Raw genomic sequence first — 14169 nt, 5'->3', positions numbered from 1 at the left:
GTGGATGCCGGCAATGCTGCAGCCAGCCCGAGCCCCGGGCCTGATCGTGAAATAAAGTTAACAAACCGGACATGGCATCGTCCAGCGCGCTTTGTGACACAGTTCTCCCCTTGCCATATGATGGCACTCACATAAGGGGATCGGCTTCTCGCCTGAAACTCTTCATCATCAGTCACTCGCACATAAGGATATTGAGTCCATGGACGCTTTGGGCGATCTCTTCGGGGACATCTCCTCCGTCATTTGGGGACCGTTTGTCCTCATCCCGCTACTTTTGGGTACTGGCCTGTACCTGACCATCCGCTTGGGTGGCCTGCAATTCTTCAAGCTCGCTGCCGCATTGCGCCTGGGCCTGCTCAAGCGCAAGGATGCCGAGGCAGAAGGCGACATCTCGCAATTCCAGGCACTGACCACAGCGCTGGCGGCCACTGTCGGAACCGGTAACATCGTCGGTGTCGCAACCGCCATCGGCATCGGCGGCCCAGGTGCCCTGTTCTGGATGTGGGTCACCGGCCTGCTGGGCATGGCATCGAAGTACACCGAGGCCTATCTCGGCGTGCGTTACCGCGGCACCGACGCCGCAGGCGAAAAGTCCGGCGGTCCGCAGTACTACCTGGAACGCGGCATTAAGGGTCCGCTGGGCAAGTTCCTGGCCCTGTTCTTCGCCATCGCCGCCACCCTGGCCTGCTTCGGCATCGGCAACATGACCCAGGGCAACTCCATCGCCCTGAACTTGGAGAATTCGTTCCACGTCACCCCATGGGTTACCGGTGTCGTGCTGACCGTGCTGTCGATCGCTGTCCTGGTCGGCGGCATCAAGTCCATCGGCCGTGTCACCGCTGGATTCGTTCCGGTCATGATCGTCTTCTACGTGGCCGCATCGATCTACATCCTGATCGCTAACGTCGGCGGCATTCCTGCAGCTTTCGGCGAGATCTTCACCGACGCCTTCACCGGCACTTCCGCTGTTGGCGGCTTCGTCGGCTCGGCCATCATCATCGCTGTCCAGTACGGTGTTGCCCGCGGCATCTTCTCCAACGAATCTGGCATGGGTTCGGCTGCTATCGCTGCCGCGTCGGCACAGACCACCCACCCGGTTCGCCAGGGCCTGGTCTCCATGACCCAGACCTTCATCGACACCATCATCGTTGTTACCTGCACCGGCCTGGTCATCATCACCACCGGCACCTGGAAGGTGATCGATGAATCCACCGGCGAGCAGATCTCCGCTGCGCTGATGACCGGCCAGGCATTCACCCACGGCCTGCCTGGTGAATGGGGCCACTGGATCGTGACCATCGGACTGGTCATGTTCGCCTTCTCCACTATCTTGGGCTGGAGCTACTACGGCGAGCGCAACATCGAGCGCCTCTTCGGCCGCAAGCTCGTGATGCCATTCCGCATCGTCTTCTCGCTGGTAGTCTACGTAGGCTGCACCACCGAGCTGACCGCCGTTTGGAACTTCTCGGACATGATGAACGGCCTGATGGCGCTGCCGAACCTGATCGGCCTACTGATCCTCTCGGGCATGGTGGCTCGCGAAACCCACTGGTACCTCAAGCATGACCCGAAGCTGGAAGCCAACAAGGCGCAGATCGAGGACTTCATGAATGATCGTCCGGGTTGGGCTGAATGGAAGGCTGGCGACGTCGTCGGTTCCTCTCGCAACCGCGGTGCCCACGAGGCATAGGCACCGCAAGCTAAAAGAACCCGTTCAGCATCTGATTGATTCCAGATGCTGAACGGGTTCTTTGCTGTTGGAAGACAGCTAAAGGCTTAGGCGTTCCACAGGCCGTAGGAGTCGGCCAGGTCGGCGATCTTCTGGGCACGGGCCAGACGCGGCAGGTATGAGCCATCGCCCACCGAAGCGCCGGCGGCGTGCGCTTCGAGCAGTTCCATGGCCCAAGACAGCTCGTCTTCGCTGGGTGCCAACGCGGCGTTAATGCCATCTACGTGATCGGTGGACAACGACAGCTTGCCGGTCATGCCCATGGAGGCGGTGATGCGGGTTTCTTCGGTCACCTTGGCGGCATCGGCACCTGCCGGTGGAGGTCCGTCGATAGCGCCAGGCAGCTTGCCTACACGCGAAGCGATCACGAGCCGGCCGCGTGCGTAGGCCAGTGCCATCGGGTCGTCGGAGACGCCCGTGTCCTTGCGGAAGTCGTTGATGCCGAACGCCAGGCGGAAGGTACCCGGGGCCGAAGCGATCTGCGTGGCGTTCTCGATACCCAAAGCGGTTTCGATCAAGGCCAGGACCGGAGTGCCCGCGCGCAGCCTCATCGCGCTGTAGGTAACCTGTTCAGGCTGCTCGGTCATGGCCAGCATGATTCCACGCAGGCCGGGAGTTCCCGACAGCGCGGCAAGGTCATCGGCCCAGAAATCAGTGTCAATGCCGTTGACGCGCACCCACGCAGTCATGCCATTGGACAGTGCGCGCACTACGTTATCGCGAGCCTGGATCTTCTGGTCGTCAGGAACGGCAGCTTCCATATCAAAAATCACCGAGTCCGCTTCACAAGCCAGCGAAGGAGCGAAAGTTTCCTCCTTGGCCGCATTGACCAAGAGCCAGGAACGGGACAATTTTGCAGGAAGAGCCGCAGCTCGACGATTTCGGAATGCCATACGTCCTACACTACTCACTTGGCCCTCCAAGCTTCCACTGGCCATGTACAGTATTTGCTTCAAGTGAACCAAAAGGCGCGGAATGCAGCGCTGGAGCAGTCCTGTTACGCATTGCCAAGATGGGCCGGGTCATCTTCTGCGCGGTAGAGCTGAACATGGATGCAGTGTTGCCCGTGGTGCTTCCCGGCTCCCGCGTTCCGCCATTTCCGAAGTCCGATTGCAGGTGGGACATACGGGTATTGATCTTCGGTGGTACTGATTCTCCAGATCAACCGCCTCCCGCTAATTCCATTTGCCGGAACCGGAGGATTTCCTTCGCACAATTTCCCGCGGCTTTATTTTCGGGTAGATGCCGCCAGCCTGCGGTCCAGCAGCATCCAAATGCCCCATTCAAGTGCAGGTTCTGCCCATCTGGCTACTGCGCGAAGCAGCGGGCTGCCTGCCCGAATCCAGTGGCGTATAACCAATTTCACAACTGTTAAGCTTGCTCGCAGTCCACGGTGACGGCCAAATATAGCTGGTCAATATATCTGCGATAACCTCTTCCAGCGGTCTAGTTCTTCTTCCGAGCAGGCCGTCTCCTTCGAAAAACCGAAGGGATCTGCTCATGAAAGGTGCAGCCGTGGCGAACGATTCCACGCAAGTGAAAACCGTTTCCGACGGAACGCAACTTGAGCGCGGCCTGTCCAGCAGGCACATCCAACTCATGGCGATCTCCGGAGCAGTCGGCACCGGTTTGTTCATGGGCTCCGGCAAGACCATTTCCGCTGCTGGACCGTCCGTCATCTTCGTATACATGATCATCGGTTTCATGCTCTTTTTCGTCATGCGTGCCATGGGCGAGATCCTGCTCAGCAACTTGAACTACAAGACCTTCGCAGATTTTGCCGGCGATCTCTTGGGACCTTGGGCTGCCTTCTTCACCGGCTGGACCTATTGGTTCTGCTGGGTTGTCACCGGCATTGCGGACGTAGTCGCGATTGCCCAGTATATCGCCTACTGGTGGTCCGAGATCCCGTTGTGGCTCCCCGCGCTTTGCTGCATCCTGCTATTGGTCGGGCTGAACCTGCCCACGGTCAAGGCTTTTGGCGAAACCGAGTTCTGGTTCTCCTTGGTGAAAATCGTTGCAATCCTGGCGTTGATCGTTTGCGGCCTGGCAATGATTGCCACCGGGTTCAGTTCTTCCGAGGGAGACACCGCTTCCTTCGTCCACCTGTGGGCGCACGGCGGCATGTTCCCCACTGGTTTCATGGGCTTCGTCGCAGGCTTCCAGATCGCCGTTTTCGCCTTCGTCGGCATTGAATTGGTAGGTACGGCTGCGGCTGAAACCAAGGATCCTGAAAAGAATCTCCCGAAGGCCATCAATTCCATTCCGCTGCGCGTGATCCTGTTCTACGTCGGTGCCTTGACCGTCCTGATGGCCGTCACCCCCTGGTACAAGTTCTCCGCTGATGCATCGCCATTCGTTGGCATGTTCTCGATGGCTGGCTTGGCCGCAGCTGCAGGTCTGGTCAACTTCGTCGTGCTGACGGCCGCCGCTTCAAGTGCAAATTCCGGAATCTATTCGACATCGCGCATGCTGTACGCCCTGTCGCAAGATGGAGACGCTCCGCGGAAGTTCAGCAAGCTTTCTGCCACGCAGGTGCCACGCAACGCGTTGCTGTTCTCCTGCATTTTCCTTCTTGCTGCCGTCGTGCTGTTGTACGCGGGTGACTCCGTAGCCCAGGCCTTCACGTTGGTCACAACGGTGTCTGCCCTGTGCTTCATGTTCGTCTGGTCAATGATCCTTATCAGCTACTTGGCCTTCCGCAAGCGCCGCCCGCAGCTGCATGATGCCTCCAAGTTCAAGGTCCCCGGCGGCATGGGAGCCCCGTACATAGTCCTAGCCTTCTTCGTATTCGTCCTGTGGGCATTGACCACGCAGGCCGATACGCGTGCTGCGTTGCTGGCTACGCCCCTGTGGTTCCTTGTAGTTGGAATGTTCTACCTGAAGGTGCGCAAATCCGATGGCCATCAGGCCCTGCGCGCAGCACATCGGGCAAAAGTCCGCGCGGAGAACGAGGCCGCTGCAATCCATCGGCGAAGCTAGGCCCTTGGCAAAGGATGCCAAGGCCTAATTGTGCCGGGCAACTACATATTCGTAAGGGATATCCCGGCCGACGAGTAAGACTTCTAGCAACCCCAGGCTTTCTCCGTACCTCTGATAAGCCAATGGCACCTGCTTGCGGATTCCGGTACTGATCTTGGAGAAGTACAACAGTGTTCCGTCCTTCCAGCGGCCGGTGTGCCCGTGGGCGAAAACCTCATTCCATTCCAGCACGGACGCAGAAAATCCGTTGAGCATCTGAATGCTGTCATCCATGTCCAGCCCTCGAACAAGGAATTCTGGGTGCCCGATGCGACTCAGGCCAACGGTGTAGGCAAGCGATGGGCTGATCCGGTCCGACTCAACAAAAATCACTTCATGTCCGTAGTCGCGGATCCGCTGGTCGATCAGGGCTTCCAGTTGCTTGCGTGTCATGCCATTGCACATATCGCACATGGTCAAGTTCCTTTCCTCTGCCTGCTCATCTTTTGACGATGCGGCGCAGTTCCTAGTGAGCCGACTGTTGCTGGATCACGGCGAAGTCCCTGGGTTCCGTGCAATGCAGAGTTCTTATCGGGATGTCGCCAAGGATCAGACTGGTGAGGGGAAGAGTGTTCAGTTCCGCCTCTGGCTCCGAGAAAATGAGCTCGCTAAATAGCGATGTGTTGTGGGTACCTTCGGAAAAGACTTGTCCATGCTCGACGACTTGTGATGCCAGATGCGTGAGAAGCCCAAAAACATCATCTTCGTCTCCACCGATACTGACGATTTCAGGATGCCCTCGTTTCGCCAATCCCAGTGTGTACCCCAGGACCTGTTGCTGCCTTGCCATAGTGCTGAGCACTACGGCATACCCCCTCTCTGATATTTCGCGCAGCGCAACAACGCCAAGTAGCTGCATTTCGGGCAACGAGCTGGGGACACTGAGATGGACGCCTTCAGGATTACTCATCGCATTCCTCCTTGGTTGATCTGATGCCAGCAAGTATGGCGCGAATTCATCGCCCCGGCAGGAACTTTCTACGATTGTGGATATCCCGAGACAACGGCCTCAGAATAGGCCGGCGCATGAAAAAAGCACTGCCCGCAACGAGTCGTTGCAGGCAGTGCTTTTTCGCCAGCTTCTTCTACTTGGCTTTTTCTGCTTCCGCAGCCACAGCCGCGGCAACAGCAGGCATCACGCGGTCATCAGTTGCCGAAGGAATGATGTAATCCGCTGCCAGATCATCGCCAACCAGGTTGGCAATGGCATGGGCCGCCGCGACTTTCATGCCCTCGGTGATCTTCTTGGCGCCCGAGTCCAGGGCGCCGCGGAAGATGCCAGGGAAGGCCAGCACGTTATTGATCTGGTTCGGGAAGTCGCTGCGGCCAGTGGCCACCACGGCCGCATACTTCGCGGCAGCATCCGGCATGATTTCCGGGGTCGGGTTGGACAGCGCGAAGATGATGGCGTCCTTGTTCATCTTCGCCACGGCAGCTTCTTCGAAGGTCGACGAGGAAAGTCCTACTACGACATCCGCGCCGTCCAGTGCCTCGGCCAGGCCACCCATGACATCTTCACGGTTGGTGCGGCTGGCCAGGTCGGCCTTGACCGGATTAAGGTCGTCTCGATCGCGGTGGATGGTGCCACGCGAGTCGAGCACGATGACGTCATCCACGCCGGCCGAAAGCAGCAGATTGGTGACGGCGACGCCAGCCGAACCAGCGCCGGAGATGACGACCTTCAACGAGCTGATGTCGCGCTTGGTCTGGCGGGCAGCGCCGATCAGAGCTGCCAGCACTACCACCGCGGTGCCGTGCTGGTCATCGTGCATAACCGGGATATCCAGCGCCTCGATCAGGCGCTTTTCGATTTCGAAGCAGCGCGGGGCGGAGATGTCTTCCAGGTTCACGGCGCCGAAGCTCGGGCGCAGGCGAATGACGGTTTCGACGATTTCATCGACGTCGGTGGTGTCCAATACCAGCGGGATCGAATCCAGACCGCCGAATTCCTTGAACAGGGCGCTTTTGCCTTCCATGACCGGAAGCGAGGCAGCGGCGCCGATGTTGCCCAGGCCCAGCACAGCGGTGCCGTCCGAAACCACAGCAACCAGGCGGGAGGCCCAGGTGTGGGTGGCGTGCTTGGCTGGATCGTCTGCGATGGCCTGGGATACCTTGGCTACACCCGGAGTGTAGGCGATGGACAGGTCGCGCTTGGTGTTCAGCGGCATTTGCGATGAGACGGAAAGCTTGCCGCCAAGATGGGCGTCGAAAATCTCTTCGTCGGTGATGGTGGACAGGTCTTTAGTGGATTCAACAGACATTGAATAGCTCTTCTTTCAAGAAAGTTCTGATTGACGAAAACGCAGTACCCACGAAATTGGTGGCAGAGCGTAGGAACGCGCATGACCATTCATCCGACCGCAATGGAGCGTGACCCACAGGCAATTAAGGAGGGCGTCAGGCTTCCATGTACACAATTCCCAGAGGGGCTCCGCCGGGTGAGGCTGAAGGATCCGTCATGGTGTGCCGGAAGATGGCTGGTCAGTACTTTCTTTAGACCTACGTTTTCCACCATACGGGAACCGCTCACCGTGTGACAAGACCGCTTATCCCGGACATGGAACATGAACGGCGGAGCATGCAGCAATCGCCGACAGACCCCGCCGCCCTTAGAACACTTCTATTTACGCCGCGAATTCAGGCCTGACCTGATCTGAAGCTAGATTCACTAGTTGTTCGCCGAGCGCGGCTTCCAGAGTCTGGAGCAGCTGCTGGCCCTGCTGTAACCCGGCGAGATTTTCTAATTCGTCATAATCGCAGCGGTGGTCATAAAGCTCGTAATCGCTGGTGCCGAAATACTTCGTTAGTCTTCCCTCTGCGGTGACCACCGAACGGATGCGCACAGGAGCGCGAAGTCCATCCAGTGAAAATGGCTGGTCTTCCTCAATCAGCAAGGCTCTATTCTCCTTCCCCAGCCCCAACTGGCCTTCTTCCACCAAGCTCTGGCCCTGGATGCCCCTGAAACCCGGGACTTGCGCGAGGTCCATGAAGGTCGGCGCCAAATCGGCACTGGATACGAGTTGATTGCTACGCCGTTCCGTGGCCTGTCGAGGCATGTGGATCAGCAAAGGCACGCGAGTTACTGCGCGGTAGTGGACGAAATGCTTGAGCATCAACCCATGATCACCGAAAAGGTCACCATGATCCGAGGTGAAGACCACGATGGTGTTTGCAGCTTGGCCGGTTTCTTCCAGGGTATCCAGCACTCGTCCGACCTGCTCGTCCATGAATTCGATCAGGCCGTATTGCGCCGCGGCCGCCAGACGGTACTGCTCCTCGGTCACCGCAAAAGACATAGTCGGGTCAGCGTTGGGCTCGCCACGGCGCTCGAGCATTTTTCGGATATGCGCCGGCGAGCGCGAGTGGTCCTGGTCGAAGCCCACCGGCAATGAAAGGCTCGCAGGATCGTAACGGTGCGCGTATTCATGCGGCGGGGCAAATGGATGGTGCGGGTCCGGGAAGGATACGAACATGAAGAAGGGATCCTCCTGCTCCGCTGCCTGACGGATCCTGCCGGCGGCCTTGTCCCCGATATATCGGGTAGGGTGCACCTCAGCGGGAATCGAAGACGCGTACACCTGCTCCCAGCTTTCCAAGACCTTGCTGCCAGCCACAGGTCCCCCCAGCTGGTCAGGGTCGACACCGCGTTCGCGGGCCCAGTGCTCCCAGTGCCCGCCCGGCGCGTCTCCGTGCCCGATGACCAGATCGACATCCTGGTAGCCGTAATAGTCATCGGGCAGGGGCAGGAAGCCAGCTGCATGGCGCGCGCGGTTCTCCCATTGGTCCCAGCCTGCTTCGCGCCGGCGCGAATAGGCATCCGCGACGCCCGTGTCCATCAGCTTGGGTGCGCTGGCTTTGATCTGGTCAAGTTGCTCCGGTTCGAAATCCCAGCCCATGCTCTGGTGGTGCAGCTTGCCCACGGCCGACGTGCGGTAGCCGCAACGGGCCAGCTGGCGTACGAAAGTGGATGCTTCGGGGTCCACTGGGATCCCGTTGTACTGCGTGCCATGAGCACTGGGCCAGCGTCCGGTGAGCAAACTGGCGCGGTTGGGCATGCAGGTAGGGTTCGCCACGTGCGCGTTCTCGTACACCGTGGAGCTCTGCGCCAGACGATCCAAGTTCGGCGTGCGCACTTCACTGTTACCGTAGGCGCCCAGATGGTCGGCTCGCAGCTGATCGGCGATGAACACCAGGATGTTCGGGCGCGCAGCCCGCTCCGGGCTCATGCTGCGGACTTCCGGATAAGCGAGAGCACTTCGGTGCGCAAGCCGGAGAAGGCCGGCAAGGCCCGGGTGCCGATCTGGTCACGGGGTTGTGGCAGTTCAACCGGCAGAATCTCCAGGACGCGGGCCGGTTTGTTCCCGATGGCGACAATCCGATCGGAGAGGTACACCGCTTCGTCGATATCGTGTGTGACCAGCAGAATCGTCATGCCCAGCTCGTCGCGGATTTTCAGGCACAGGTCCTCGAGCTCGAAGCGGGTCTGCGCGTCCACCGAGGCGAAAGGCTCGTCCATGATCAGGATTTCCGGGCGATAGGCCAGGGCGCGGGCGATGGCTACGCGCTGCTGCATGCCGCCGGACAGCTGCCAGGGATATCGTTTGGCCGCGTGGGACAGGCCCACCTCGTCCAGCGCCTCCTTGGTCCTGGAGCGCATTTCCGCGGCCGGCAGATGCAGGTGGCGCAGGGGCAGCTGCAGGTTTTTCTCCACGGTCAGCCAAGGCATCAGGGATCGGGAATAATCCTGGAACACCAAGGCCATTTCAGGTGGCGGGCCGGAAACCTGGCGCCCGTCGATCTTCATAGTCCCGCCACTGGAGGGTTGCAGGCCGGCCAAGCATTTGAGCAGGGTCGTTTTGCCGACACCAGAGGGGCCGACGATGCAAACGACTTCACCGGCATTGACCGAAAAAGTCAGGTCCTCGATGACTTCAACGGCCTTCGGACCGGAGCCGTAGGTCTTTGCCAGTCCTTGGACTTCAAGCCGGGCGACGGCCGCTTCAGCGGATTCGGTTTGCGCTGGGGTGTGGATGGTGGAGTTCACGATACTTTCTCCATTTTCTTGGAACCGATATACCAGGCCAATGCCCGGTTCTTGACGAGGTCGAACAGGATGTTGCCCAGGAAGCCGACTAGCCCGAGCAGCAGGATCCCAGCCCACATGTCGGCGGCCATGAAGGTCTGCTGCGCCAGCAGGGTCATCGCTCCGATGCCCTGGGCGGTGCCCATCATTTCCGAGGCGATCATGACGATGAAGGCCACCAGCAAACTCACTTGCATGCCTGCGGCGATCTGCGGTCCGGCCGAGGGCAGATAGACGGAGAACAATCGGTCCTTGCGGTCCAGCTGGTAGACGGTGCATACATCCTTCAGCGATGAATCCACTGCCTTGATCCCGTCCATCGTGGCGATCAGCGTCGGGAATACCGCTGCGATCACAATCGACGAAATGCGCATCTGATCGGTGAAACCTACCAGCGTAATCAGGATCGGCACCAGCGCTACCGGCGGGATTCCGCGCAACAGGTGCAGCGAGGGTTCGAACAGGGCGCGCAGCAACGGCACCGTGGCAAGCACGAAGCCGAGCACCACGCCCAGCACTGCGGCCAACAGGAAGCCGAGCACCAAATTGCGCAGGCTCGGGACGATGTCGCTGGCGAAATGCTCGAAGAGCCATAAATCAGCAAAGTGGGCCAGAATCTCGCCAAGCGGCGGGAAGAACGGGCTGGTCGACTGGCTGGAGAGCTTGAACCAGGCCAGGATCAGCAGCAGCGGCGTCGCGATGGACAAGATGATATTGAACAGGTGGCGATTCATTTCGCTTCCTTCCGGAACGCGGGGTGCCAATGCAGCACCCGCCGCTCGATCGCGCCGGACAGGTTCTGGGCCAGCAGACCGAGCACCCCGAGCACCAGCACCAGGGCATAGGTCCGAGGGAAGTCCCCTGCGGCTTGGGACTGGTAGATGGCACTGCCAAGTCCCGGGGCACCACCCAGCAGGCCGGCGACCACGACAATAATCAGCGCTGCCGGAGCTCCGATGCGCACCGAGGTGCCGATATAGGGAGCAGCCGAAGGCAAGGTGATCCGCAGCAACCGCTCGGCGCGGCCCATTCCGAAGGAACGCGCGGTATTCATGGCTACCGGGTCAGTGTCGTTGACTCCGGCGACAACCTGGATAGTGGTGGCCAAGACGGTGCCAATCATCACCAGCACCAGGGCCATGGTGCTGGTCGGCCCCCAAATCATCACGCACAGCGGCAGCACGACAATCGGCGGGATGGGCTTGAGGAATTCGGTCATTGCTCGGGAGGCATGGCGCAACCAGTCGACGGTGCCCAGCAGCAACCCGAGCAGGATCCCGGCGGCCAACGCGATCACCATGCCTAATGCGGCAAGCCAGATAGTTGTTGCCGTGTCTGCCCAAAATTCGGGATCACCGATCAAGCGGGCCAGCTCGCTGGCTGTGGCACCGACGCTGGGCAGGCCACTGCCGAAGGTCCCGCGTAGTGCAGCCAGTTGCCAAAGGCCCAGTAAAAGCAGCGCGCCGAGCACCCCCAATCCGAGCTTGATTGGCGCCGATTCGTAGTCCAGCTGCCAGACCGCGGTGCGCGGGCTACTCTGATTCGAAGATAAGCGATTCATCGAGACCCACCTCCTGTTTCAGGTAGCCGAGCTTTGCCAGCTTCGCGTCGACGCGTTGCAAGTCGGCGATGTCCACCTCGGTTGGCCAGTAGGAATCGGCACCGTTCTTAATGGTTTCCAGATCGATGCCGGTGATCTCGGCCGCCTTGGACTTCATTTCTTCCATGTTCTCGTTGGCGTAGGCATTCGCCTTGTAGATGGCCCGCTGGAATGCGGCCATGCGTTCACCATCGCCGCTGACCTGCCCGGCTCCGGCTACCCAGAGGCCTACCGCGCCATCTTCGAAGAACTCGACTCCCGGGCTACCTAGCAGCTCCATGCCCTCGGACTTTGCGTTGTTGGTAAAAGGAGCTACCAGCCCGGCTGCGTCAACGCGGCCTTGCTGCAGGGACTGCAGGGAACTGGCCGGGTCCAGCACCATCCAATTAATGCTCTCTGGGTTTCCCCCGTCCTTTTCCACCATGTCGGCTACGGTAACCTCGATCTGAGCCTTGCGCGCCGGCACGGCGATCTTCTTGCCAGCCAGATCCCGGGCCCGGGAAATGCCGCTGTCCGGCTGGATGTACAGCCCGGTGTCATCCACCGAATCGGACTCCATGGAATCAACGGCGCCTTCAGCGTAGCCATCCGCTGCGGCGATGACCGACAGCTTGATGCCCTGCGACAAAGCATTGAGCAGCGGGATGGACGGAGTGTAGGCCACATCCAGTTGCCCGGATTGAGCCGCCGCGATTCCGGCAGGCGGATTGGCGACGACCGTGGTTTCTACTTCCAAGCCTTCTTCTTTGAAGTAGCCCTCGTCAATCGCGGTCTGGATAGCTGCATCGGAACTAATGCCGATGATGCCGATAGTGAGCTTCTCGTTGTTGTTGCCGCTGCCGCTATCAGCGGAGCAGGCAGCCAGGGAGGTAGTGATGGCGAGCAGGGCGGCTGCTGCCAGAGTTCGTTTTTTCATGTCATTTTCTCCGGATATTTCTCAGTTGGGCGAGTCGAGCCGATGCACTATGTCGCCATTGACGATGGTGTGGGTCGTGGGATTCTGATGTAGTTGGCGCACATCCTCGGACAAGGGGTCTCGCAGGATGCACAGGTCGGCGAGCTGGCCGACCGCAATGCGCCCCTTGTCGTTCTCTGCATGGTCCTGCCATGAGGGAGTCTGGGTCATCATAGCCAGCGCCTGGGCCAAATTGATCCGCTCAGCTTCTCCTGTGCCAGCACCTGCACTCGTATCCCGGGTAACGGCCGCGATGACACTGTTGCGCCAATCCGGATCGGTAACCGGTGCATCCGAAGCCAGCGAGGCTGCGACGCCCAGCTCGGCCGCGGTTGCCAGCGGCTGCTGCTGGGCGAAGCGCTCCGGGCCGAGCAAGGCAAGTTGCAATGCCCCCGCATCTGCGCGGATCTTGGGATTGGTGCTGTACCCCATCCCCGCGCGCTGCACCCGTTGGAGCAGCTCCGGCTCGCGGAAGGCTCCGTGAATGATGTAGTGCCTGCGATCCCGGACCTGACCTGCGTCGCCGAGATGCTCCACCGCCTCGATAAGCGCTTCTGTGGCAGCATCGCCAGTGACGTGCACACCCGCTTGCAGACCAGCCGCATCGATCTCGGCAATGATCTGGCGGAATTCGGCCACTTTCTGCTCGTCGTCTTCGCCCTGCAGGACCAGAGCGCCGTGCCCGTGCCCGCAAGGCAGCTGGTATTCGTCGTGGAACCAGGATGTACCCGAGCGCGGGATGCCGTCGGCGAAGACCTTGACCCCGGCAATGCGCAGGCGCAGCGGGTCGATGCCGTCGGTGGCAGTCGTCAATTTGCTGGCCAACCCCCGGCGCACCGCCTGCAACGATTCGCCACCGGTGCCGGTGAACAGCAGCAAGGCATTGATGCGCAAGCTCAGTTGCCCGTCCCGGGCCATGCTCGCCAGAATCTCCAGGGACTGGGTGCTGCAGCTGGCGGCCATCAATGTCTTGCCGCCCGGCCCGAGGCCCGGCTCGGTGAGCGAAGTGATCCCGCAGGCGTGCAGCTCCTGCTGGTGCTTGGCAAAGGCCTCGCGCAATTGCTCTTCTGCGAATTCCGGCAACCCGTTATTGACCAGTTGCATGGCGGCATCACCAAAGAGCCCACTAGGCGACCCATCGGGCAGCCGTCCGATAACGCCGCCGGGAACAGGTGCTGAGATGCGTTGGAGCCCTAGAATCCCAAGAGCCACGGCATTGACCATCACCTGGTGCCCGGTCTTGTCGAAAGCGACGACCGGCCAGCGCTTGTTGGCCGCGAGGACGGCACTCGCTCCGTCGGAGCCCAGGCTGGCTTCATCCCAGTGCGCGGCCCTGATCCACCCGCTGGCGTCGGGTTCGGCATTCTCCAGGAGGTCGGCCACCTCGTCCCAGTCCGCGGCACCGGCCACCGAAAGGTGTGCGTGGCGGATCATCGCGCTGGCCGAGAAATGCAGGTGGCCGTCGTTCAGTCCTGGAAGGATGGCTCCGCCCTGCGCATCGATCACCATAGTTTCCGGGCCAGCCAGCTGGAGCAGCTGATCGTCGCCCACGGCGATAATCCGCCCGTCGCGAACGGCCACGGCCGTGGGACGCCCGACACGTTCGACTGCATCGCATTGTGCCGACAGCCCGATATCCGGGACAACTCCCGAATGGACTATCAGCTGGGCAACGTTATCGACCATGATTCCCTCTCCTTTGAAGACTGCGCCAGCATGTGACTTGCGCAACAACTTCAAGTAGTATGTCGTATGACTTAGTCATTTGACCAGCTTTGGCA

At 60.3% G+C, this 14169-nt stretch carries 12 protein-coding genes; 2 read left to right on the top strand and 10 right to left on the bottom strand.

All coding sequences use genetic code 11. The features are described 5' to 3' along the window. Positions 1–199: 199 nt before the first annotated feature. On the top strand, positions 200–1690 hold the full coding sequence (locus ACI2JZ_RS16875) for a sodium:alanine symporter family protein (RefSeq protein ID WP_105656258.1): 1491 nt from the start codon (positions 200–202) through the stop codon (positions 1688–1690). Between the two features lie 86 nt (positions 1691–1776). Here the strand turns inward: ACI2JZ_RS16875 and ACI2JZ_RS16870 are convergent, their stop codons facing one another. Beyond that, positions 1777–2622 carry a CoA ester lyase gene (locus ACI2JZ_RS16870; protein WP_105656257.1) on the bottom strand — a complete coding sequence of 282 codons (846 nt, stop codon included), beginning with the start codon at positions 2620–2622 and terminating at the stop codon, positions 1777–1779. A gap of 607 nt (positions 2623–3229) precedes the next feature. Here ACI2JZ_RS16870 and ACI2JZ_RS16865 point away from each other — a divergent pair. After that, positions 3230–4711 carry an amino acid permease gene (locus ACI2JZ_RS16865; protein ID WP_404598646.1) on the top strand — a complete coding sequence of 494 codons (1482 nt, stop codon included), beginning with the start codon at positions 3230–3232 and terminating at the stop codon, positions 4709–4711. Between the two features lie 24 nt (positions 4712–4735). On the opposite strand, the gene ACI2JZ_RS16860 is transcribed toward ACI2JZ_RS16865, so the two are convergent. The 9 genes from ACI2JZ_RS16860 to ACI2JZ_RS16820 form a co-directional block, all read right to left on the bottom strand. Further along, complete coding sequence (locus ACI2JZ_RS16860) at positions 4736–5164, bottom strand: DUF4262 domain-containing protein (RefSeq protein WP_105656255.1); 429 nt, start codon at positions 5162–5164, stop codon at positions 4736–4738. A 52-nt stretch (positions 5165–5216) separates the two neighbouring features. Next, entirely contained in the window at positions 5217–5660 is a 444-nt protein-coding gene (locus ACI2JZ_RS16855; protein WP_404598644.1) for a DUF4262 domain-containing protein, read from the bottom strand. 175 nt (positions 5661–5835) lie between these two features. Next, positions 5836–7011 carry an NADP-dependent malic enzyme gene (locus ACI2JZ_RS16850; RefSeq protein WP_332727036.1) on the bottom strand — a complete coding sequence of 392 codons (1176 nt, stop codon included), beginning with the start codon at positions 7009–7011 and terminating at the stop codon, positions 5836–5838. Positions 7012–7374: 363 nt separating this feature from the next. Then, positions 7375–8976, bottom strand: a complete 1602-nt coding sequence (locus tag ACI2JZ_RS16845) for a sulfatase (protein ID WP_404598641.1) — start codon at positions 8974–8976, stop codon at positions 7375–7377. Next, a complete protein-coding gene (locus ACI2JZ_RS16840; RefSeq protein WP_332499324.1) occupies positions 8973–9794 on the bottom strand; it encodes an ABC transporter ATP-binding protein in 822 nt (273 codons plus the stop codon). Before ACI2JZ_RS16840 ends, ACI2JZ_RS16845 begins: the two co-directional genes overlap by 4 nt. Further along, positions 9791–10567: an ABC transporter permease gene (locus ACI2JZ_RS16835; protein ID WP_404598640.1), complete on the bottom strand. Its 777-nt coding sequence runs from the start codon at positions 10565–10567 to the stop codon at positions 9791–9793. Before ACI2JZ_RS16835 ends, ACI2JZ_RS16840 begins: the two co-directional genes overlap by 4 nt. After that, positions 10564–11394 (bottom strand): ABC transporter permease, encoded by an 831-nt coding sequence (locus ACI2JZ_RS16830; RefSeq protein WP_404598639.1) that lies wholly within the window; start codon positions 11392–11394, stop codon positions 10564–10566. The genes ACI2JZ_RS16835 and ACI2JZ_RS16830 overlap by 4 nt, the downstream gene beginning before the upstream one ends. Continuing rightward, positions 11366–12349 (bottom strand): ABC transporter substrate-binding protein, encoded by a 984-nt coding sequence (locus ACI2JZ_RS16825; protein ID WP_404598637.1) that lies wholly within the window; start codon positions 12347–12349, stop codon positions 11366–11368. Before ACI2JZ_RS16825 ends, ACI2JZ_RS16830 begins: the two co-directional genes overlap by 29 nt. Positions 12350–12370: 21 nt before the next feature. After that, positions 12371–14074 (bottom strand): amidohydrolase, encoded by a 1704-nt coding sequence (locus ACI2JZ_RS16820; protein WP_404598636.1) that lies wholly within the window; start codon positions 14072–14074, stop codon positions 12371–12373. Between the last annotated feature and the right edge of the window lie 95 nt (positions 14075–14169).

The sequence above is a fragment of the Microbacterium sp. NPDC087868 genome (genome assembly GCF_044900755.1).
GTDB lineage: Bacteria > Actinomycetota > Actinomycetes > Actinomycetales > Microbacteriaceae > Microbacterium > Microbacterium galbinum.
The sequence above is the reverse complement of the archived record's forward strand: the minus strand, read 5'-3'. Positions and strand labels throughout refer to the sequence as shown.